Annotated in this window: 22 protein-coding genes and 1 tRNA gene; 18 read left to right on the plus strand and 5 right to left on the minus strand. The window is 62.1% G+C overall.

Annotation, left to right across the window (positions count from 1 at the left end):
* The first annotated feature begins 1 nt into the window (after position 1).
* On the plus strand, positions 2 to 2593 hold the full coding sequence (gene clpB / locus PLZ73_00140; GenBank protein HOO76283.1) for an ATP-dependent chaperone ClpB: 2592 nt from the start codon (positions 2 to 4) through the stop codon (positions 2591 to 2593).
* A gap of 80 nt (positions 2594 to 2673) precedes the next feature.
* On the plus strand, positions 2674 to 4563 hold the full coding sequence (locus PLZ73_00145; GenBank protein ID HOO76284.1) for a tetratricopeptide repeat protein: 1890 nt from the start codon (positions 2674 to 2676) through the stop codon (positions 4561 to 4563).
* A gap of 13 nt (positions 4564 to 4576) precedes the next feature.
* On the opposite strand, the gene PLZ73_00150 is transcribed toward PLZ73_00145, so the two are convergent.
* Both PLZ73_00150 and PLZ73_00155 read right to left on the minus strand, forming a co-directional pair.
* Entirely contained in the window at positions 4577 to 6277 is a 1701-nt protein-coding gene (locus tag PLZ73_00150; protein ID HOO76285.1) for a cation:proton antiporter, read from the minus strand.
* Positions 6274 to 6927, minus strand: a complete 654-nt coding sequence (locus PLZ73_00155; GenBank protein HOO76286.1) for a PTS sugar transporter subunit IIA — start codon at positions 6925 to 6927, stop codon at positions 6274 to 6276. Before PLZ73_00155 ends, PLZ73_00150 begins: the two co-directional genes overlap by 4 nt.
* A gap of 258 nt (positions 6928 to 7185) precedes the next feature.
* Here PLZ73_00155 and PLZ73_00160 point away from each other — a divergent pair, with 258 nt between their 5' ends.
* The 8 genes from PLZ73_00160 (at position 7186) to PLZ73_00195 (ending at position 16054) form a co-directional block, all read left to right on the plus strand.
* Positions 7186 to 7446, plus strand: coding sequence for a DUF493 domain-containing protein (locus PLZ73_00160; GenBank protein HOO76287.1), 261 nt, complete (start codon positions 7186 to 7188; stop codon positions 7444 to 7446).
* A gap of 7 nt (positions 7447 to 7453) precedes the next feature.
* Entirely contained in the window at positions 7454 to 9280 is a 1827-nt protein-coding gene (locus PLZ73_00165) for an ATP-binding protein (protein ID HOO76288.1), read from the plus strand.
* A complete protein-coding gene (locus tag PLZ73_00170; protein ID HOO76289.1) occupies positions 9277 to 10413 on the plus strand; it encodes a J domain-containing protein in 1137 nt (378 codons plus the stop codon). Before PLZ73_00165 ends, PLZ73_00170 begins: the two co-directional genes overlap by 4 nt.
* Before the next feature lie 138 nt (positions 10414 to 10551).
* Entirely contained in the window at positions 10552 to 13350 is a 2799-nt protein-coding gene (gene ileS, locus PLZ73_00175; protein HOO76290.1) for an isoleucine--tRNA ligase, read from the plus strand.
* Between the two features lie 32 nt (positions 13351 to 13382).
* Positions 13383 to 13769, plus strand: a complete 387-nt coding sequence (locus PLZ73_00180; protein ID HOO76291.1) for a TraR/DksA family transcriptional regulator — start codon at positions 13383 to 13385, stop codon at positions 13767 to 13769.
* Positions 13770 to 14276, plus strand: coding sequence for a signal peptidase II (lspA, locus tag PLZ73_00185; GenBank protein HOO76292.1), 507 nt, complete (start codon positions 13770 to 13772; stop codon positions 14274 to 14276). It abuts the gene before it with no gap.
* A gap of 1 nt (position 14277) precedes the next feature.
* A complete protein-coding gene (lgt, locus tag PLZ73_00190; protein HOO76293.1) occupies positions 14278 to 15129 on the plus strand; it encodes a prolipoprotein diacylglyceryl transferase in 852 nt (283 codons plus the stop codon).
* A complete protein-coding gene (locus PLZ73_00195; protein ID HOO76294.1) occupies positions 15113 to 16054 on the plus strand; it encodes an RluA family pseudouridine synthase in 942 nt (313 codons plus the stop codon). The genes lgt and PLZ73_00195 overlap by 17 nt, the downstream gene beginning before the upstream one ends.
* 46 nt (positions 16055 to 16100) lie before the next feature.
* On the opposite strand, the gene PLZ73_00200 is transcribed toward PLZ73_00195, so the two are convergent.
* From PLZ73_00200 to gmk, 3 genes are read right to left on the minus strand one after another with little or no spacing between them, the layout of a single operon-like run.
* Entirely contained in the window at positions 16101 to 16673 is a 573-nt protein-coding gene (locus PLZ73_00200) for a flavoprotein (protein HOO76295.1), read from the minus strand.
* Positions 16666 to 16884, minus strand: coding sequence for a DNA-directed RNA polymerase subunit omega (rpoZ, locus tag PLZ73_00205; protein ID HOO76296.1), 219 nt, complete (start codon positions 16882 to 16884; stop codon positions 16666 to 16668). The genes PLZ73_00200 and rpoZ overlap by 8 nt, the downstream gene beginning before the upstream one ends.
* Positions 16885 to 16900: 16 nt before the next feature.
* Positions 16901 to 17503, minus strand: coding sequence for a guanylate kinase (gene gmk / locus PLZ73_00210; GenBank protein ID HOO76297.1), 603 nt, complete (start codon positions 17501 to 17503; stop codon positions 16901 to 16903).
* Positions 17504 to 17660: 157 nt separating this feature from the next.
* On the opposite strand from gmk, the gene PLZ73_00215 reads away from it, so the two are divergent.
* The 8 genes from PLZ73_00215 (at position 17661) to PLZ73_00250 (ending at position 22029) form a co-directional block, all read left to right on the plus strand.
* Positions 17661 to 18659, plus strand: coding sequence for a class I mannose-6-phosphate isomerase (locus PLZ73_00215; protein ID HOO76298.1), 999 nt, complete (start codon positions 17661 to 17663; stop codon positions 18657 to 18659).
* Positions 18660 to 18669: 10 nt separating this feature from the next.
* Complete coding sequence (locus tag PLZ73_00220; protein ID HOO76299.1) at positions 18670 to 19446, plus strand: DUF1732 domain-containing protein; 777 nt, start codon at positions 18670 to 18672, stop codon at positions 19444 to 19446.
* Positions 19443 to 20102 (plus strand): bifunctional phosphopantothenoylcysteine decarboxylase/phosphopantothenate--cysteine ligase CoaBC, encoded by a 660-nt coding sequence (gene coaBC, locus PLZ73_00225; protein ID HOO76300.1) that lies wholly within the window; start codon positions 19443 to 19445, stop codon positions 20100 to 20102. Before PLZ73_00220 ends, coaBC begins: the two co-directional genes overlap by 4 nt.
* Complete coding sequence (locus PLZ73_00230; GenBank protein ID HOO76301.1) at positions 20080 to 20256, plus strand: hypothetical protein; 177 nt, start codon at positions 20080 to 20082, stop codon at positions 20254 to 20256. Before coaBC ends, PLZ73_00230 begins: the two co-directional genes overlap by 23 nt.
* An 8-nt stretch (positions 20257 to 20264) precedes the next feature.
* The gene (locus tag PLZ73_00235) at positions 20265 to 20456 is read left to right on the plus strand and encodes a hypothetical protein (GenBank protein HOO76302.1); all 192 of its coding nucleotides are present in this window, start codon (positions 20265 to 20267) and stop codon (positions 20454 to 20456) included.
* A gap of 15 nt (positions 20457 to 20471) precedes the next feature.
* Positions 20472 to 20544 (plus strand) — tRNA-Cys (locus PLZ73_00240).
* A 242-nt stretch (positions 20545 to 20786) separates the two neighbouring features.
* Positions 20787 to 21245 (plus strand): hypothetical protein, encoded by a 459-nt coding sequence (locus PLZ73_00245; protein HOO76303.1) that lies wholly within the window; start codon positions 20787 to 20789, stop codon positions 21243 to 21245.
* A 358-nt stretch (positions 21246 to 21603) separates the two neighbouring features.
* Positions 21604 to 22029 carry a zinc ribbon domain-containing protein gene (locus PLZ73_00250; protein HOO76304.1) on the plus strand — a complete coding sequence of 142 codons (426 nt, stop codon included), beginning with the start codon at positions 21604 to 21606 and terminating at the stop codon, positions 22027 to 22029.
* Positions 22030 to 22082 lie beyond the last annotated feature (53 nt).

The raw sequence follows: 22082 nt of genomic DNA on the forward strand, positions 1-22082 counted from the left end.
AATGGACTTCTCCAAATTTACCTTGAAATCGCAACAGGCGCTGCAAGCGGCGCAGACTTTGGCATCGGATCGGGACCAGCAGGAGATATCCCCCGCCCACCTTCTCCTCGCCCTGCTCGAGGACCAGGAGGGGATCACCCGTCCGATATTTCAGAAGTTGGCCGTCAATCTTCCCTCGATCGCCGAAGCGCTGGGCGAAGATATCGAAAAGATCCCCAAGGTTTACGGGGGAGCGCCGCGGGCCCCGTATCTCTCCGGGGAGTTGAACGCCGTTCTAAACCAGGCCTGGAAAGAAGCCAAAGCCCTTAAAGACGAATATTTAAGCGTCGAGCACATCCTTCTGGCCCTGGCCGAGTCCGACGCCGGGGCCGGGAAGCTTTTGCGGGAACGGGGGGTGACCAGGGAGTCCGTCCTGGAAGCATTGAGAGAAATTCGTGGGAGCCAGCGGGTGGTCGACCAGAACCCGGAGGAGAAATATCAGGCCTTGACCCGGTTCGCCCGGGATCTCACCGACCTCGCCCGAAAGGGAAAGCTCGATCCCGTCATCGGCCGGGACGAGGAGATCCGCCGCGTGGTCCAGGTCCTGTCCCGCCGCACCAAGAACAACCCCGTGCTGATCGGCGAACCGGGAGTCGGGAAAACCGCCATTGCCGAGGGCCTGGCCCAGAGAATCGTGGCCGGAGACGTTCCCGAAGGTTTGAAGAACAAGCGGCTGTTGGCCCTGGATATCGGAGCCTTGATCGCCGGCGCCAAATACCGGGGCGAATTCGAAGACCGCCTCAAGGCGGTGTTAAAGGAGATCGGCGAGTCCGATGGGGAGATCGTGCTTTTCATCGACGAGATGCACACCATCGTGGGCGCGGGCGCGGCGGAAGGGGCGATGGACGCTTCCAACATGCTCAAGCCCGCCCTGGCGCGGGGAGAACTGCGCTGCATCGGTTCGACCACGCTCAACGAGTACCGCAAGTACGTGGAAAAGGACGCCGCCCTGGAACGGCGCTTTCAGCCGGTCCTGGTGGGGGAGCCTTCGGTGGAGGCGACCATAGCCATCCTCCGGGGACTGAAGGAACGTTACGAGGCTCACCACGGAGTGAGGATAACCGATCCTGCCCTGGTGGCTGCCGCGACCCTGGCCAACCGCTATATCGCCGACCGGTTCCTCCCGGACAAGGCGATCGATCTGGTCGACGAGGCGGCTTCCCGGCTCAAGATCGAAATCGATTCCATGCCCGTCGAAATCGACGAAGTCGAGCGACGGCTCATGCAGCTGGAGATAGAGAAACAGGCGCTGAAAAAGGAGAAAGACCCATCCAGCAAGGAACGTTTGAAGAAACTCGACGAGCAACTTTCCAACCTCAAGGAAAAGAGCGCCGGGCTCAAGGCCCATTGGCAGAACGAAAAAAAGGCGCTGGACGGGATACGCACCCTTCTGGAACGGCTGGATTCCCTCAAGAGCGAGGAAGAACGGGCGGAACGGGCCGGCGATTTCGAGAAAGCCGCCCAGCTCAAGTACGGTGAAAAAATCGAAATCGGCAAGAAACTGCAGGAAAGCCGCGAAGAGTTGGCATCCCTTCAGAAAGACCGGCGGATGCTGAAAGAGGAAGTCACCGAGAACGATATCGCCCATGTCATCGCCGCCTGGACGGGGATTCCGGTTCACAGCCTCCTCGAGGGAGAGACCGAGAAGCTGATCAAGATGGAAGATCGCCTCCACCAGAGGGTGGTCGGGCAGGATGAAGCCGTCCGGGCGGTTTCGGACGCCATCCGTCGGGGCCGGGTGGGGATGTCCGATCCGGACAAGCCGGTGGGTTCGTTCATTTTTCTGGGTCCCACCGGGGTGGGGAAAACCGAGCTGGCGAAAGCCCTGGCCGAGTTCCTCTTCGACGACGAACGGTCCATGGTGCGGCTCGATATGTCCGAATATCAGGAGAAACACACGGTTTCGAGACTGATAGGCGCTCCTCCCGGTTACGTCGGCTACGAGGAAGGAGGGCAGCTGACCGAGGCGGTCCGGCGTCATCCCTATACCGTGGTCCTGCTCGATGAGATAGAAAAGGCCCACCCCGAGGTCTTTAACGCCCTGCTCCAGGTTCTCGACGACGGCCGTCTTACCGACGGGCAGGGCCGGGTGGTCAATTTCAAGAACACGGTCCTGATCATGACCTCGAATATCGGATCGCCCGTGATTCAGGAATACGCCGGAGCCGACCGGGAAAAGATGAGGGAGAAGGTGCTGGAGATCTTGAGGGCGCATTTCCGCCCCGAGTTTCTCAATCGGGTGGACGAGGTCATCATCTTCAACGGTCTCGACCTGGAACAGATCAAGGCCATCGTGGATCTCCAGGTCGAGGAACTCCGAAAAAGGCTGAGCGACCGGAAAATGGAGATTTCGGTCACCGAGAAGGCCAGGGAATATCTTGCCCGCACCGGCTACGATCCGGCCTACGGCGCCCGGCCCCTCAAGCGGGTCATCCAGCGCCAGCTCGAAAATCCCCTGGCCATGAAGATACTGGAGGGGGAGTTTGCAGAGGGAGCGAAGATTGTGGCCGATTTCGATCCCCAAGGGGATCGGATCGAGTTTTCCCTGGGGTGATCGGTCCCCGGGGTTCGTCCCCGTTTCGGGAAAATGCGGGGAGGCCTCGGTGCGCTCGCCCGGCGGAAGGCGGAAGAAGGATGATAACGGCGCTTCAACGGGATGCCATCGTTGCCGTCGTCCTCGCGTCGGCGGTCTTTGCGGTTTTTTCTCCGACCGTCACGGGAAGGTTTCTCAACTGGGACGACGATCGCAATGTGGTCTATTGCCCTCCGGTTCGTTCTCTCGACCGCGGGTTCGTCGCCTGGAGCTTCACCAACTACCGGGTCGGGGATTTCAAACCCCTCACCTGGTTCAGCTACGCCTTCGATTACCGTTTCTGGGGGCTCAACCCGGTCGGGTACCGGCTGGGGAATCTTCTCCTGCACGCCGCCGCCGCCTTGGCCGTATACCGTCTGTTCCGTACGGCGGCTTCGCCGCCGATCCCGCCGGCTGCGGCGTGTTTAGGCGCATTGTTCTGGGCGGTTCATCCGCTGCGGCTGGAGAGCGTGGCTTGGATCAGCGACCGTAAGGGGTTGTTGTGCGGTTTCTTCTATCTTCTGGCCCTGCTTTCGTGGCTGGGCAACCGACGCCTACGTCCCGGCTGGTATCGGCGGACCCTCCTTTTCACGGTGCTCGCGCTTCTGTCCAAACCGGTCGCGGCCACGATTCCCGTCGCCCTGGCCGCCCTGGAACTGTTGCCGGGCCGGCGGCTCTCTCCCCGGCGCCTCGCGGCCGGACTCGCGCCCCTGGCCGCGCTCGCCGCTGTCACGGGGTTGCTCGCTTTGTACGGCCAGAGCCGGGGAGGCGCCTTGGCCGGATGGGGCTCAGCCGGCCTGGGCTCCCGTTTGATCTGGGGAGCGGAGGGAATAGTCCTATACCCCTATCTCCTGATCTTCCCCTGGAGAATCTCTTCGTCGTTTCCGATTCCCCCGATCGAGGGGGCGGCGTTGATCGCGGCGGCGGCGCTCTTCAGCGGCCTTCTCGTTTTCGCGTTCCGACTCCACGGGAAAAATCCGGCGCCGTTGGCGTGGCTCGTCTTTTACCTGGGGGCGATCTTCCCCTTCTGCGGGATTTTCCCGACCGGCCTGGTGACCGCCGCCGCTCGCTACGCCTACGTTCCGGGCGTGGCCCTGGCCGGGTTCGCGGCCACGGTTTTTCTGGGTCGGCATCCGCGCCGGGGGGCGGTGGCGGCGGCGGGTACGGCCGTCGCAGTTCTGGGAATATACACGTTCCTCTCCGGTTTTTACTGGCGGGACTCCCTGGCCCTGTGGAGCCGCGCGGCCCGCGTTTCGCCGGGGTCGCTCCCGGCCCGGGCTCATTACGGGGAAGTGCTTTACGAGCGAGGTTGCCCGGAACCGGCCTCGCGCGAGTTGTACCGCGCGCTGGAGCTTTTTCGGGAAACGCCGCTCCCGGCTCCGGGTGTCGGCCTGGCCGTGATCACCAACCTGAGCCAGGCGCTCATGCGGATGGAACGTTATTCCCAGGCCGAAGCGGTGCTGGCTCCGGCGGTACGGGAGAGTCCCGGTTGGCTGCTTCACTCGCTGTACGCTTCTCTCTCCCGCCGGCAAGGGCGCATCGAGCCGGCTCGTCGGCATTACCGCCTGGCTCTGGCGGGGAATCCGCTCTGGATACCGGCGCTCTGCGAACTCGGGCTTATGGAAGCTCAGAGCGGCGATCCGGCGGCGGCCGCGCGTTATTACCGGCGGGCACTCCTCCTCTCTCCTCGCAGCCCCCGCGCCCGCTATTACCTGGCGCTGCTGCGGCTCGACCAGGGAGATCCGGCGTCAGCCCAAGCGATCCTGGAGCCCCTGCGCCGCGAATATCCTTCGAGCCAGTGGCTGGCCCGGGCCGCGGCGGCGGCCGCCGCCGCCGGAAACGGAGCGCCCCCCCTCTTCGAGCCTCCCCCGCCCGGTTTTCCCAAGGAGCCGGATATCCCCTTTTTCGCGCCGGGAGAGCAGGGAGCCGGTGCGATCGCCCTCGCTCCCTGATCCGGTCCGTCGTTCAGCCGGCTTCCGCCGGTTCCGGAGCCGGCAGCATCGCCCCCTGCTGACGCCGCAGCACTTCCCCGGAAATAAGTATCCGCAGTCTGGTGCTGTCGAGTATTCCGGCGGCTTTCATGCTCCGGCGGTCTTCCACTACCGCCAGGCGGTCGAAATGAAGCTGGTCCATCAACTCCATGGCTTCCTTGAGAGGGGTGTCCACCGTCACGACTTCGGTTACCGGCAGCATCACGTCGCCCGCGAGGAGCCAATCCCAGCATTCATGGCTCCCCATCACCTCTTTCAACCCCTCGAGGGTGATCAGGCCCACGATTTTCCCCGCGCGGTCGGTGACGGGAAGCGACGTGGCGGCATGGGTGGTGAATTCCTGGACGACTCGATTGATGCTGTCGTGTTCGACGATGGTGGGGGCATCGCGGTCCATGGCCTTTCCGGCGGTCATCTCCGCGATAACGTCATCCTGGGTGATGTCGCGCCCGGCCTCGTCCGCCGCGCGAATCGCGAATTTGACCATGGAAGGCCCGATGACCTGGACGATCAGGGTCGTGGCCGTGACCGCGGAGATGATCATATCGCCCAGGCTGAGGCCTTCTCCGGCGGGGATCTCGCCCAAATGGTGGGCGGCCATGATCGAAAGACCCACCGCCACCCCGCCCTGGGCGAAGAGACCGTAGCCGCAGTACCGCGTGACCGTGGGTGGAGCCTGAGAAACGTATCCCCCCAGCCTCGCGCCGTAGAGCTTGCCCAAGCTGCGGGCGACTACGTACACGGCGATAACCAGCCAGAACCATCCGGGCATCTCCCCGATCCCGAGCCGCGCTCCGACCAGGACGAAAAAGATGACATAGATCGGTTTGGAGAGCATTTGGATCAGGGAAAACAACTCTTCGCTGCGGCGGGGGGCGAGGTTGGTCAGCGTCACTCCCAGGGCCATGGTGGCCAGGATGATGTCCATCCCCGATACCGAGGAAATGCCGATGACCAGGAGCAGGATGGCCAGGGCCAACACCAGGGTCTGCTCCTTCCTTCTCAGCCAGCGGAGCAGGGGGTTGAGGAAAAAGCCCATCCCCACCCCCAGGGCGATCGCCCCGAACAGCTCGACCGCGATCCGCCCCGCCACCGCCTGCAGCGAGACCTCCCCGCCGGTGAGAATCGAGGCGATCGAGGTTCCGAATCCGTATAAGGTCATGGCCAGGGCGTCGTCGAGAGCCACGATCGCCACCAGAGAGGTGGTCAGTATCCCCCGGGATCGGTATTCCCAGAGAACGTCGATGGTCGAGGCCGGGTCGGTGGCCGAGGAGATGGACCCGAAAACGATACCCGAAGCCACGGCCAGGGGCAGGTTCCCGAGGAAATGCCAGCAGAGAAGCGTCACCGGAATGCCGACCAGGAGAAACGCCCCCATGCCTTCCCCGACGAGAATCGCGGAGAACTGCCGGCCGTATTTCCGGAAGGTGGCCCCGTGAAGTTCGCCGCCCACCAGAAAACCGATCAAGCCCAGGGCGAAGAGGTTGAAGGTTCCCAGGGTGGCGATGGAGTCGTCGTTGATCAGCCCTATTCCGCTCTTCCCGATCAGGACCCCGATGGCGATGTATCCGACGACCTGGGGAATCCGCAACAGCTGGAAAAGCCTCGCTCCCAGGATGCCGCCGAAAGCCCCGATTCCGAGCAGAGCCAGGATGTCGAGATCGAAAATACTCATGAAACGTCTTCTTCGGCCACAATCCGATAGATTTCCTCGGAGGATTCCGCGGTCAGGATCCGCTCGCGGAAATCCCGGCGCCTGAGTCTGGCGCCGAGCGCGGCCAGGGTCTGCAGATAATCGGAGTGTTGGTTTTTTCCGGCCGCGATCATGCAGATGATCCGGACCGGCGTGGAGTCGAGCGAAGTATAGTCGGGAATATCGCGCTTATTGACGCCCATGGCCATGACCAATTTGGTAACCGAGGGAATCCGGACATGGGGAATTCCGATCCCGCCGCCGATTCCGGTGCTCATCAGTTCTTCCCGGTGGAAGATCCCTTCGGCCAGCGCCGCGCGGTCCTTGATGTCCGTGGTGTCGACGATGGCGTCGATCAGCAGGTCCAGGGCTTCTTTTTTCCCGGAGACGTCGATGATCAGGATCCGAGCCGGGTTGAGTATGGTGCTCAGATCGACCGGGTAGGCCGGGGGGGGCTTTCCCGCCGCCAGTTTTTCGTCCAGCCATTGGTTGATCCTGGACCGCTTGAAGCGCCATGAATTCCCCAGCTTGCCGGCGGGGATGTCCCCTCTTTGCGCCCAGTCGTACACGGTCCGTTCGGAGACCCGTAAGAGCCGGGCGACTTCTTCGATAGTCATTATTTCTTCTTCCATAAGCCGTCTTCCCCGTAGAGTTGACTCCCGGTCGACGGATCGCCTTCCGCTCCGGTCGTTTCCGGGAAGAAAACACAACCGTTGGCAAATTATGCTACCCGATGTCAATAAGTGCCAGGAAAATCATATAAATTACAAAATGAGTCGGTCGGATATTTGAGGTGAACGATCGGGGAAAGTGAAGTAAAATATTTATTTAATGAGGTTCAGGGGTCCGGACGCGCCGGTTCCCGGACGCCAACCGAAAAGGGAGAAACGATGACCCCGGAAAGGTCGGTCGGGGATATTGAATACCCCTGTCGATGGGGTTACACTCTCATCGGGGAAAACCGGGATACGCTTTGCCGCGCGGCCCGCGCCGCCGCCGGGGGGAGAGAATGTTTCCTCTCTCCCGGGCGCCGCAGTTCCGGGGGCAAGTACTGTTCCTGTTACCTGGAACTCGATGTGGGGACGGAAGCGGAGCGTAGCGAAATTTACGAACGCCTTCAGGCCGATCCCGCGGTGCGGGTAATACTCTGAAATGGGAATGAAACGAAGCCGAAACCCGGTTGCCGGGAACGTGGTTCAGGAGAAGGACGGACCCGCCTTCATTTTCGCCCTCTCCGCGGCCGCCTGCTTGATTCTTCACCTGGTCGTCTCGAATATCAGCGGCGAACCTACGCCCCTTCCCGAGCCGCAGACCTGGCTGTTTATCCTGGCCCGGTTGGCGCTGGTGGCGTCCGCGCTTCTGATCCTTATGGCCGCCTTTACCCTGGCGGGATCCGGAAGGGGCGCTCGTTCGGCTTCTCCGGCCCCCCCGGCGGTCGAGCCCCAGCCCCCCCCGATGCCGCCCGTCTCCGCTCCGGCGCCGTTCCTGGAATATATCCTGGATTATTCGCCCCTGATTTCGATCCAGGTCTCTCGGCAGGGAACGGTGGGACGCATCAGCCGTACGCTGGCCAATCTTCTCGGCACCCGGGCGGGAACGGTCGAAGGCGGCGACGCCGCCGAGCTGGTCGATTCCGAGGAACGCCCGGCGTTTCGGCAATATTTGGACGGGCATCTTTCCGGAGCGGTTACTCCCGGCCTGGAAGCGACGATCGCCACCCCCGCCGGCGCCCGGAAAGTAGTGTTCGCCGAGCGGCATCTGCCAATTCCGCAGGGTGGACTCAGTCCGGACATCCTTCTCGTAGGCATCGAAGTCACCGAACTCCGGCAGCTGGAGGCGGAAAACGACCGTCTCCGGGGGCGCCTGCAGCAGGCCGCGCTCATGGAGGAACTGGGCCTGATCGCCGGGGGCGTGGCCCACGACATCAAGAACATCATCAATCCGGTCATCGGCTACCCCGATTACATCCTGCAATCTCTGCCCCCGGATTCGGACCTTCGGCAACCGCTGACCAAAGTCAGGGATTCCGCGCGTAAGACGCTGGAGGTTATTCTCAATTTCCTGGCCCTGGCGCGCCGCGGCCGCTTCGAGCCGGTGTCTTACAACTTGAACAACGTGATCGACAAGTTCGTCGCTTCCCCGGAAGCGTCGGTACTCAAGGATCGGTTTCCAGGAGTGAAGCTGATCGTCGATCTCGATCCCGGCATCCCCGAACTGGAGGGGGTTCCCGCTCAGTTGAACAACGCCGTCATGAACCTGGTCAGAAACGCGTTCGAGGCGGTCGAGCAGGGGAGGGTGACCGTCTCCACTACGCAGAGGGAATTGGAGTTTCCGGTCAAGGGGTATCAGCAGATTCCCCGGGGGACGTACGTGGTTCTGACGGTCGCCGACGAAGGCAAGGGAATGTCCGAGGAGCACCTGGGGCATCTCTTCGAGGCGTTTTTCTCCAAGAAGGAGATGGGGCAATCCGGTTCCGGATTGGGATTGGCGGTGGTGGCGGGAATCGTCCAGGACCACCGGGGCTACCTGGACGTCAAATCCCGCGAAGGCGAGGGGACCACGTTTTCGATATATTTCCCCGCCCCCCGTATGGAACGGGCGGACCGGGGAAAAGAGGAGGATCTGCCTCTGGCCCTGGCGGCGGCGGCCGACTATGAAACCAGATTCCAAGCCAAGAACCTGCTCGGCCGGATCGGCTACCGGGTCGTGGCCGCGTCCAGTGTGGAAGAAGGTTCGCGCAAGGTCGCCGGGGAAAACCCGCAGGTGGTTCTGGTTGATATTTCGGGCTTGGAGCACGGCCGGATCGAGGAAGCTGTTCGTTCCATGCGGCGGCTGGTGGAATCTGGGGGCGCGCTGCTTCTGGCGGGAACGCTCCCTCCGGGAATGGAGGATCTGGAAAAAATCAGGCTGTCGTTGCCGCTCGATCGCGCCGAACTGGAAGGGCGGCTGCGGGGCCAGATGGGAAAGGTCGACGAAAGCGGATGAACGGTAAGAACTACTACGCCGTCCTGGGCGTGGATAAAGGCGCCACCCCGGATCAGATCAAGAAGGCGTATCGTAAACTGGCCAAAAGCTGCCATCCCGACACCCACCCCGGCGACCCGGCCGCGGAGGAAAAGTTCAAGGAAGTTTCCGAAGCGTACGAGATTCTGGGGGACGAGAAAAAACGCCGCCAATACGATCAGATGCAGGCCGCTTTTTCTCAGGGTTTCAGGCCGGGGGGCTTCGATTTTTCCGGTTCGGGAGTGAATTTCGAGGACCTCTTCGGGGGTGCTTCCGAACGAGGAGGGACCGGGGGATACACCTACGCCGATCTGGGAGGGCTGGGGGGGCTCGGGGATATTTTCAGCCAGTTCATGGATCTCGGCGGCCATATCCGCCAGGAACGGGCTCATGTCCCCGAACGCGGCCACGACATCAGCGCCCAAGTGACCCTTCCCCTGGATAAGGCCCTCAAGGGAGGAAAAGTCAGACTCACGGTCAAAAGGAACGAGACCTGCCCCTCCTGTGGGGGCAGCGCCGCCGCCGCCGGGACCCGGCCCGAGGTCTGCCCCGAATGCGGGGGTAGAGGGAGAGTGGTCATCCCCCAGGGGAATATCGCGGTGGCGCGGCCGTGTCCCCGCTGTTACGGCCGGGGGGAGATAATCTCCAAACCGTGCCCGGAATGCTCCGGCACCGGATCCGTGCAGGCTACCCGGAAATTTTCGGTGAAGATCCCCGCCGGGGTCCGGGACCGCCAGATCATCAGGCTGCCCGGCCAGGGCGACCCCGGCGCGGCCGGCGGCCCCCCCGGAGATATCATCATTCATGTCCTGCTTCTGCCGGACAGCCGCTACCGCCGGACCGGGGACGACCTCCGCGCTTCGGTCAGTATCGATTTCCCCACGGCCGTCCTGGGAGGGAAGGTTCCGGTAACGACGCCCGCGGGCCCGGTACAGATGACCGTTCCCCCCGGAACCCAGCCGGGGACCGTTCTCAGGCTCAAGGGGCGCGGGGCGCCGATCCCCGGCGGAAAGGGGCGGGGGGACCTTCTGGTCGCGGTCAACGTCACCGTTCCCAAACATCCCACCCCCGAGCAGAAGGAGATGCTGGACAAGCTCAGGGTCCCGCCTTCCTGAGGGCGGCCCTACCGAATATTTCCGGAGTTTCGGGGCCGTTCCGGCGCTCCGGATATTCCCTCCTCCGCATGCCGCAGTTGCGGTTTGACAGCACCTACCCTCTTTGCTAGTATCCCCGCTTCCGGTGGGAACCTAGTCATGGCCAAGACCGATTACAAACAGTCGCTGAACCTTCCCCGGACCGCTTTCGGCATGCGCGCCAACCTCTCCGAAAAGGAACCGGCATACCTGGAGCGCTGGGAAAAAGCGGATCTGTACGGGAAGATCCGCCGCGCCCGCGCCGGCGCTCCCCGTTATGTCCTTCACGACGGCCCCCCGTATCCCACCGGCAACCTGCATATCGGAACCGGGATGAACAAGATCCTCAAAGACGTCATCGTCCGTTTCCGGACCATGAGCGGGTTCGACTGCCCGTTTATTCCCGGATGGGACTGTCACGGACTTCCCATCGAGCACAAGGTGATGACCGGCCTCGGGCCCAAGGCGGCGCGGATGTCGGCCGGCGAGATCCGGGAGCGATGCCTCGCCTTCGCCCTCGATTTCGTCGACACCAACCGCCGCCAGTTCAAGCGGTTGGGCTGCCTGGGGCGGTGGGACGAACCTTATTTGACCATAAATCCCGGCTACGAGGCCGGGGTTATCGAGGTGTTCGCCAAGTTGGTGGAAAACGGGTACGTGTACCGCCAGCTCAAGCCCATCCACTGGTGCCCGTCCTGCCGGACCGCGCTGGCCGAAGCCGAGTTGGAATACCGCGACCGGGACGACGTCTCCATCCACGTCGGGTTCGAGCTGGAAGCCGCGTCAGTGCAGAATCTTCGAGAGTCGGGAGGGGAATTGAAATCGCTGGCGGGAGCGGTCGTGCTGATCTGGACCACCACCCCCTGGACCCTCCCCGCCAACCGGGCGGTAGCGGTCAACCCCGGATTCAACTACGTCTTGGCGGTTCCCGGGAACTCGGAATCCGAGGACGCGCGGCCGGCGATCGTGGCCCTCGAAACCCTGGAAAGGACGGCTGCGGCGCTGGGGTGGAAGCAATATCGGGTAGTGGGCCGGATTCCCGGGGAGAAACTGACGGAACTCGCGTATCGGCATCCTTTTTCGGAGACCGCTTGTCCGATCGTGCCGGCCGGATACGTAACCTCGGACGAAGGCACCGGATGCGTGCATACCGCTCCCGGCCACGGTACCGACGATTACCTGACCGGGGTCCGTTTCGGGTTGGAAGTGGCCAGTCCCGTCGATGAAGAGGGGCGGTTCACCGCCGACGCCGGCGGTTTTCTGGAAGGGAAGGAAGTTTTTCAGGCCAACGCCGCGATCGTGGAAAAGCTGTCCGAACTTGGGGCCCTGTGGGGGACGGGAAGGATCGCGCACTCCTATCCTCATTGCTGGAGGTGCCATCGACCCGTGATTTTCCGGGCGACCCGGCAGTGGTTCGTTTCCCTGGAACACCGGGAATTACGGAATGCGGCCCTGGCCGAAGTCGATCGAGTGAATTGGGTGCCCGAATGGGGGATCAACCGCATCCGGGGCATGATCGAACAGAGGCCCGACTGGTGTATTTCCCGTCAACGCAACTGGGGGATTCCGATACCCGCGTTTTACTGCGAAAACTGCGGGCTGGAACTGCTGGATCCCGGCGTCGTCAGGAAGGTCGCGGCCATGTTCGAACGGGAGGGAGCGGACTCCTGGTTCCGGAAACCGGCTTCGGAGATAGTGGGCGCCGCCGCGGTCTGTTCCCGGTGCGGCGGGAAGAATTTCCGCAAGGAAAACGATATTTTCGACGTCTGGTTCGAATCGGGCTCGTCCCACCGCTCGGTCCTCATGCGCGAAGCCGGTCTCTCCTTTCCCGCGGACCTGTATCTGGAGGGAAGCGACCAGCACCGGGGCTGGTTTCAGCTCTCCCTGCTTCTCTCCACCGCCGCCGAGGGGAAGGCGCCGTTCAAGGCCGTGCTTACCCACGGGTTCGTCGTCGACGAGAACGGGGAAAAAATGTCGAAATCGCGGGGTAACTTCATCTCCGTGGACGGGGCGATAGAAAAGTACCCGGCCGACATTCTCCGTCTCTGGTTTTCGTCGGTCGATTACCGCAAGGACATCAATGTTTCCCTGGATCTGATCGGGAAAACCGAGGACGCTTACCGGAAAATCCGCAACACCTTCCGCCACGCCCTGGGAAACATTGCCGGGTTCGATCCCCGCCGCGACCTTCTGGCCCGCGAGCGGATGGAAGAAGTGGACCGCTGGATCATGCTCGAGGCGGCCAAACTTCGCGACCGGGTGACCGAGGCCTATTCCGCCTTCGAATTTCACCGCGTCTATCGCGATATTCATAATTTCTGCGTCGTGCAGATGTCGTCCATCTACCTTGATGTTCTCAAGGACACCCTCTATACTTTTCCCGCCGATTCCCGGCCGCGGCGTTCCTGCCAGAGCGCTCTTTGGAGGGTGACGGACCTGCTGGCCCGGTTGCTGGCGCCCGTTCTTTGTTTTACCGCCGAAGAGGTTTGGGAAACGCTGCATGCCGACTCCGCCGTCCTCGAGAGCGTCCATCTGGCTCCGTGGCCCGGGACCATGGAGGAATGGAAGGACCCGGAACTGGAGCAGACGTGGGAGCGCCTTCTCCGGGTCCGGGAAGAGGTGCTCAAGGCACTGGAAGGGGAGCGGGCGGCGGGAAAGATAGGAAACTCCCTCGATGCCCGGGTAAGCATCGGTGCCGAGGGGGATGAGGAAGAATGGCTGAGGCCGTATCTGAGCATTCTTCCCCAACTTTGCATAGTGTCGGAAGCGGAGCTGGTTGCTCCCGGCGAAACACGGGTGGGTATTTCCCCGGCGCGGGGGCGCAAGTGCGTCCGCTGTTGGAAATATTCGGAAACGGTGGGCGTCGATCCCGGTCATCCGCTCATCTGCGCGCAGTGCGTCGAACACATTTCCGTTTGAATGAAGAACGTCCTTACGGCAAGGGGGTGGAAGTGAAGAACAACCAACTGAAAAAGGAACAGATGGAGCAATACCGGGAGAAACTGCTCGAGCTCCGTCACCGTCTCACCGGCGATCTCAGCCGGCTCCAGGATTCGTCCTCGAACCGCCAGGCCTGGGAAGAAGTCGGCGGCCGCAGCTCCGATGAGGCCGACAAAGCCGACGCCGATTATTCCCGGAGTTTCAATTTCAACATGGTTTCCAACAAGCAGGAGATGCTCTGGGAAATCGATGGGGCGCTGGATCGGATCGAAGAGGGAAGCTACGGCGAATGCGAATCCTGCGGGGTGCGGATACCGCTGAAGCGCCTGAACGCCAAACCGTTCGCCCGTTACTGCATCAAATGCGCCGAAAAGCTTGAAGAAGAAGGCCTGCGCTGAATGGCGGGACTGATCGCTTTCGTCTGCGTGTTCTGCCTGGATCAGGTCTGTAAATGGTTGGCCGTGGCCAACCTGGCTCCGGGGCGTCCACTGAGCGTCGTTCCGGGTTTTTTTAACCTGACGCTGGTCTATAACCGGGGAGGGGCATTCGGGCTTTTTCCCGGGAAGGCCGGAGTCTTCATCGTGCTCTCCCTGGTCATTATCGGCGTTCTGCTCGTCTGCTATCGCAGGATATTCGCCCGGGGGCGGATGTTCCAGGTCTGCGCCGGGCTGATTCTGGGAGGAGCGGTGGGAAACCTGCTGGACCGCTTTCACCACGCCCACGTGATCGACTTTCTCGATTTCTACCTCGGGAAAAGGCACTGGCCCGCCTTCAATATCGCGGACTCCGCCATCTGCGTCGGCGTCGGCCTGCTGATCGTACTGTCCATGGCCGGGAAGGACCGGGTGCGCCGTCCGCAGTCGGCCCCGGGGGCCCCCGCCGGGGAAGGAAACGGGAACGGCTGACATGTGCCCGACGCTTTTCCATCTCGGTCCGCTTCCCATACATTCCTACGGCGTGCTTCTGGGCGCCGCCTTCGTTATCGGGGTTTTCCTGGCCATGCGCCGGGCTCCGGGGATGGGGGTGCAGCCGCAGGTGATATCGGACCTGGCGTTGTATATCCTCCTGGGGATCGTCGTGGGCGCCCGGCTGCTGCATGTGCTGTCCGACTGGGAATATTACCGGATGCACCCCTTCAGCGCGGTCAAGGTCTGGGAAGGGGGTTTGGCTTTTCATGGGGGCCTGATCGGAGCGGTGGCGATTTCGATCTGGTACCTGCGCCGCCGGGGGATTTCTCCGTGGCGGGTGGGAGACGTCATCGTTCCCTCGGTCGCCCTGGGTCACGCCATCGGTCGGCTGGGGTGTTTTCTCAACGGTTGCTGCTACGGGCCCGTCTCCGGGCTTTCCTGGGCGGTCCGTTTCCCCGGGGGCAGCCTGGCTTCGCAACAGCACTACGCCGAGGGCCTCCTGGAGAGCCCGGGGAGCGCCTCCCTGCCGGTTCTGCCCACCCAGCTGATTTCGGCGGCGGTCCTGGTCGCGATTTTCCTTATCCTCCTGCGCCTCACCCGGGCGGCCACCTTTCCCGGGGAAGTGTTCTGGTCCTACGGCATCCTCTATGGCGTCGCCCGTTTTCTGCTGGAACTGATACGGGGAGACACTCCCCCCGTCCTCGGGCCGTTTTCGCTCTATCAGGTGATCAGCGCCGGCATCTTTTTGTTCTCCGCGGTCATGCTCGCCGTCCTCCGAGCCCGGGGCCGGGAAGATCCTCCCCGGCGGATATACAGCCGGCCCTCTTCCGGCCATGCCCGAAAAGTTTGAATTCAGGGTCGCGGGCCCCGAGACGGAAACCCGCCTCGACGTCTTTGTCGGGCGCCGGGTGCCCGATCTTTCCCGGTCGCGGGGGAAACGGCTGATCGCGGCCTCGCTGGTGACGGTCGACGGGGCCCCCCGTCCCCCCGATTACCCGGTCAAAGAGAACGAGCTGATCGCGGTCGAAGTCCCCGATCCGGCGCCGGAATACCCGCAACCGGAAAAGATCGACCTCGACGTCATCTTCGAAGACTCCGAGATAGCGGTCGTCAACAAACCGGCCGGCCTCGCCGTCCATCCCGCGCGGGCGGGGCAGGGGGGGACGTTGGTGAACGCTCTCGTCCAGCGCTATCCCGATCTCCCCTGCGGGGGCGGAGAAGATCGACCCGGCGTGGTTCACCGCCTGGACCGGGACACTTCCGGCGTCATGATCGTGGCCAAAACCGAAGCCAGCCGCCGGATACTTTCCGACCAGTTCCGGGGGCGCCGCGTCGCCAAGGAATATCGAGTCCTGGCGGCCGGGCATCCCGGGCTTCCGGAGGGGGAGATCTCCCTGCCTCTGGGGCCGCACCCGCGCCGCCACAATCGGCGCGTCGTCCGGAATGAGGGCGGGAAACCGGCGTTGACCCGCTACCGGGTCCTGGAGGAGTTCCGGGAAGCGTCGTATCTTTCGGTCCGGATTGAGACGGGAAGGACCCACCAGATCCGGGTGCACCTCGCCCACCTGGGCTGCCCCGTCCTGGGCGACGACGAATACGGTCGGTCCGCCGGCCGCCTGGCCCGCTCGGCGGGGGTCTCCCGGCAGATGCTGCACGCCCTGCGCCTGGAAATCGACCATCCCCTGAGTTCCCGGAGAATGTCCTTCGAGGTCCCGATCCCGTCGGATATGGCCGGGGTTCTGGAGTATTTCCGCGGGAGGGAAGCGGCGGACTGACGCCGGGGCGTTTCCCGGCCGGGACGCGACGGGAGGGGAGGGAGGGTCAGGCGTTATCCCCGACCGCGGCGCCGGCCCGGTCGAGAATGCTCTCCAGCGGAGCCAGGCGCCCCGGGCCCTCGCTCCCGCAGGCCAGCCGGCCCTCCCCGGGCCCGACGATCAGAAACCCGCGCCGTCCCAGCCTTTCCAGGTTTTCCTGGACCACGGGGTTGAGGAACATCGCCTCGTTCATGGCGGGCGCGATCACGATCGGAGCGCGCGTGACCAGCAGGAGGCAGAGCAGCGCGTTGTCGGCCAGCCCGGCGGCCGCCCGCCCGATGAAATCCGCCGAGGCCGGCGCCACGATCACGATGTCGGCTTCCGTGCCCAGAGAAATATGCGCGGGCACGGGGTCGGCGGATTCTTCGAAAAGATCCGCGACCACGGCGTTTCCGGAGATGGCTTCAAAGGAAAGGGGGGTGACGAACTCGAGGGCATCGGGGGTCATGACCACGCTGACCTCGGCGGAAAGCCGGCGGAGGCGGCTGGTCAGATCCACCGCCTTGTACGCGGCGATGGAGGACGTGACCCCCAGGACCACGCGTTTGCCCCCGAGCGGATGAGCGGGCCGCTCAGACATCGAGTTCCCCTTCGGGGATGAGGACGACCTTGTCTTCGGCGATTTCTTCCAGGGCGACCAGGGGCGGTTTTTCGTTCTTGGAAACCGGGATTGTCGGCCGGCTGGGGGTCTGAGGGTCGGAGAGCTGCGCCGCCCGCTGGGCGGCCATCAGCACCAGCTGATAGGGGCTGTGGACTTTTTCGATGAACTTTTCCGAAGTCAATTGCTTCATGATCTTCTCCTCTCGGTTATCCCTCGGCGATGGCATCCACGATTCCGGGGTGCCGGTCGACCCGGCAACGCTCGCCGCGGATAATCGCCTTCATGTCCTCGATCGCGGTTTGAAGGTCGTCGTTGACGATGCAGAAGTCGTATTCCGGCAGGAAATCGAGTTCCCGGCGCGCCTGCTCCGAGCGCTTCCGAATGACCTCGGGGCTGTCGGTTCCTCTTCCCTCCAGGCGTTTCCTCAGTTCGCGCAGCGAGGGGGGAAGGATATAGATATACGTGGCCGGGTAGCCCATGTTCTTGACGGAAAGGGCGCCCTGGACGTCGATATCGAGAATGATGTCGTTCCCCTCCGCCAGCTCTTTCTCGATGTATTCCTTGGGGGTGCCGTAGTAGTTCCCGTAGACTTCGGCGTGCTCCAGAAGTTCGCCGCGGTCCCGGCGTTTCTCGAACTCTTCCCGGGAGATGAAAAAGTAATCCCGGCCGTCGATTTCCCCGCGGCGCGGCTCGCGGGTGGTGGCGGAAACCGAGTACTTCAGCCGCTCCTCCAGCTCGAGAACCGCGTCGCAGATGGTGGTTTTCCCGGCGCCGGAAGGAGCCGTCACGATATATAATTCTCCCTTCACTGCTCGCCTTCTCCCTGTGGCTGTTTGGCGGTGTCCATCGTGGGATAATATGCCTCGGGACGGACTCTGGCAAGCTTAACCGGCCCGGAGAGCCGTTGTTTCCCGTTGACTGATCGCATCGGGGATACGACCATCGGCCAGACATGGAGGGCGCATTATGACGCAACCGTTGTATCCGCTGGTCTTCGATCCGATATTCAAGGAGAAACCCTGGGGAGGGTATCGCCTGGCGAGCCGCTACCACAAGCCGTTCCCTCCCCACCTGAAGATCGGAGAATCCTGGGAGATCGCGGACCGGGGGACCGACTCCACCGCCGTCTCCGACGGATTCTACCGGGGGAAGACCCTCCACGACCTCATCGCGGTTCTGGAATACCGGCTGTTGGGGGACCGAATCTGGGCCCGAGGCTGCCGCCGCTTCCCCCTCCTCTTCAAGATGCTCGACGTCGAAGCCCTCCTCTCCGTTCAGGTCCACCCCGGCGACGGGCACGCGCGCGATCATGCCGGCGACGGGGGCAAAACGGAGATGTGGCATATCCTCCAGGCCGACGCCGGCGCTTCCGTCATCTGCGGCCTGCAGGAAGGCGTCGGCGCCCGGAAATTCCGCCGCTACCTCGACGGCGGCCAGGTGGAGAAGATTCTGCGCTATTTCCCGGCGCGCGCCGGGGAGAGTTTTTTCATCCCCTCCGGGAGGGTCCATACCGTCGGGCCTTCCTGCGTGATCGTCGAAGTGCAGCAGAACTCCGATATCACCTACCGGGTGTACGATTGGGGAAGGCTGGGGGTCGACGGCCGCCCCCGGCGGCTTCACGTGGAGGAGGCCTGTTCGGTCATCGACTTCGCCGACGCCGAGGCGCCGGTGCTGGACCCGGTCTGGGAGCGGAAGGGGGACGTCAAGGAAAGCATCCTGGTGGCGTGCCCCGAATTCACGGTCGAACGGTTCGACCTGGAAGGAGACTATGCGGACGAATGCCGGGGGCGCCATTTTCAGGTCCTGACCGGAATCGAAGGGGAAGCGGACCTGGAGGCCGACTGCGCTCCCGGGTTGTCCCGAAAGCTGGAGCCGGGGAGCTTTCTCCTGCTGCCCGCCTACTTGGGCGCATACCGGATCCGGCCGGCGGGAAAATTCTCCTTTTTGAAGAGCTACGTAACCTGAAGGAGCGAGTATGAAGAGCATGACCGGCTACGGCGACTGCCGGGCGCGCGGAAGCGATTTTTCGGTTCAGGTGGAACTGCAGTCCTACAACCACCGTTTTCTGGACATCATGATCAAGGTCCCCCCCGAATACGCCAAGGCCGAGACGCTCCTGCTGGGCGAGTTGAGGCGGCGTTTCGAACGGGGGAGGTTCAATGTGCACGTCTCCGTGCACGTCGCCGCCGCCCGCGCCCGGGGCGGAATCAACCGCGCTCTCGCCGCCAGCTACTGGAAGGAGCTGCAACGCCTGGCCAAGGACCTGCGCCTGCCCGGACTCGATCCCGGCGTCCTGGTCGCGCTCCCGGGGGTGGTGGAGTTCGCGTCGGGCGCCCCCTCGTTCAAGGAGTTTCGGGCGGTCATGGAAGAAGCCCTGGCCGGCGCCCTGGAGCGCCTCGAGAAGACCAGGGAACGGGAGGGCGTCCGCATCCGGACCGACATGCGCCGCCATCTGCGCCGTCTGGAGACTGGGTTCGCCAAAGCCGTTTCCGCCCTCCGCCGCCGCTCCGCGGACCGTTCCCCCAACGTCGAGGAAGAAGTAAACCGCTTGAGCGGGCATATCGCCCAGTTCCGCCGGCTCCTGGAGGGCGACGGCGCGGCGGGGAAGGCGCTGGAGTTCGTGACCCGGGAGATGGTCAGGGAGGTGACGACCCTGGCCGACAAGGCCTGCAACTCCAAGGTGTCCGTCCAGGGCGTGCTGATGAAGGTGGAGATCGAGAGCCTGAAAGAGCAGGCACGCAACGTCGAATGAACAGCCGGCCGAGATTCCTGATCACCGCGGGCCCGACCCGGGAGAAGATCGATCCCTTCCGCTTCATCTCCAACCCGTCGTCGGGAAAGATGGGGTACGCCGCCGCCGCGGCCGCCGCCGAGCGGGGGTTTCCGGTCGTCCTGGTCAGCGGCCCGGTCGCCCTGGCCGCTCCCGCCGGGGTCGAACTGGTCAAGGTCGTCAGCGCCCGGGACATGCGGGCCGCGGTTCTGCGGCGGTTCCCGGAGACTGACGCGGTGATCATGGCCGCGGCCGTTTCCGACTTCCGCCCCCGGGCCCCCCGCCGCTCCAAGATCAAAAAAACCGGCCGGGGACTGGTCCTCGACCTGGTCCCGAACCCGGACATACTGGCCGAACTGGGCAGAAGGAAAGGGCGCCGGGTACTGATCGGCTTCGCGGCCGAAACCGATAATCTTATTGACGGCGCCCGATCCAAACTCAATAATAAAAACCTCGATTTGATCGTGGGTAACGACATTTCGGAACCCGGGTCCGGCTTCGGAAGCGAGACCAACCGGGTGGTTGTCGTCGGTCGTTCCGGCGAGGTCGAGCGGTGGCCGCTCCTGAGCAAACAGGAAGTGGCCGCGCGTCTGGTAGAGTACGCAGTACGGATCTATGAGGAAAAGATACGCAGTTAGGCTTGCGATCCTGGCGGGGATCCTGGGGCTGGCGCTGACCTCGTGCGTCGGCGGCTCGGCGCGGACCCGGCCGCCGAAACCCCGGCCCGGGGCGGTGTGGGTCGAAGGGCACTACTCCCCCTCGGGGCGCTGGATCAACGGGCACTGGAAGTAACACCGCAGATGCCGGGGGTCGGGTACAAGGACTTTCCGCTGCGCAAGGTCTCTCCCCGGTTGGTCGGCGTGGGGGCGGTTCCCGAATCCAAGCAGGCGTTTCTGGGGCGCATCGACCAGTTTTTGGCCCAGAGAAAGCGCCGGCTGGTATCGATAGAAACCCATGAGGGCTTTTTCCGGGTCTGGTACCAGGAAGAATAGCAAGCGACGCCGTTCGGCGCGGTACCCAAGTGGCTAAGGGGGCGGTCTGCAAAACCGCTATTCACCGGTTCGAGTCCGGTCCGCGCCTGAAAAGGGACGACCCATCGGGTCGTCCCTTTTTTTGAAGAAGCATCCAGCAACCCCTTCTTTTCCCCCGGCCGGGCGAGCCTGTCGCCCCGGCTCGGCCGGCTCGCCGTGAAGAGGGAGAAATGTAAAGAATTATTGATGCTTCCCCTTCTCATTGCTAAACTCCCGTCACCGGTGCCGGCAATTACAGATTGTGTACAAGAACAAATCGTGCTGACTGCACGGTAATTGAAGGGAGGCAATATGAACCCGAAAGGCATGAGTGTCTTAACTGTCCTCTTTACTCTAGCGTTCACTGTACCGATAGCTGCCTCATCAGATGGCCCCCACCTCGGTATTGAGATTGGTGAGCCCACGGTGAAAGTAGTCGAAGGTCCTGACTACGATAACGACTTGACCATCAGTATCAGTGTGCGCGTAAAGAATACAACCGAGCGTGAGGTCGCTGTAGAGGTTATCGTCCAAGGACTAGATCGCGAAGGAGCAGAACTTTTCGATACATTCCTGAACGATGCCCTAAAGCCAGGCCAGACGCGCGTGTTCACAGACAGCGTGTACATTAGAAATGGTCTCTACAAGTCGATTGTGATATGGCGAGTAGAGGAGGCTACCATCCGAGGTGGGGAGCCCAACAACGCACCGCAGCGGACGCACTCGCCTGACACGTCGTCTGCAAACAAAGCGCCTGCGTCGCGCCACTGAATGCAAGTGTTATAGAAAAACAAAATGGGGAATATAATTTTTTAAAAAAACTTTAAAACAACTCTGAATGACTTGAGCGGGAAAAACAAATAGATATTTGAATCTATCCTTATAGGAGTCAGATATGGAAAAAATCCGTCTAAAACGTGCAATATGGGAATATGATCTCAGCAAACCTCTCGGTCCCGAAGGGGGTTTTGGGACAGTGTACGCTGGATCGAGTGAGAATGGTGAACAGGTAGCGGTACCCGGAAGGACTAACATCTCAAACACTACAGTTTTCGGGGTGCGAACCACATTGGGCTTACAGAACGATGATTAAACATGTGCATTAAATTCATGAAATACGGAGGGGAATATGAATGTAGAAATGAGAAAGTGTCCTCGTTGCGGAGAAATGACACCGCTTGATTCCACAGTTTGCAAGTTTTGCTATTCTATTAACGAGCCTGTTTCAAAATCTGAAGGTCTGGGAATGAACGAGGAAGTAAAAAACGTTACAAGTCATACTTCCAGATCCCCAGCAAAAAACGAATCATTCCTTGAAAAGAATGGTCTAATCACGGCACTCAATACTATCGCAGGAATCTATTTAGTTTTAGGTACACTTGGTGCAGTTGGTATTTGGATTACAATGGGTATCACTCAAAAAGCCGCGAATATTCCTGGTATTATTCTCGGGGTCGGAATACTTGCCAACAGTATAGTGGTATTTGTCATTTTAAGAGTTTTTAGTCTGATTGCCGATACGTTACTTGTTATCAAACATAATACTGCTAAATAAGGTTAACCCGTCAATACACTCGATCGTTTTGACTATGCCACTATAACATTAAT

The sequence above is a fragment of the bacterium genome, assembly GCA_035380285.1.
Lineage (GTDB): Bacteria > Auribacterota > Erginobacteria > Erginobacterales > DAOSXE01 > DAOSXE01.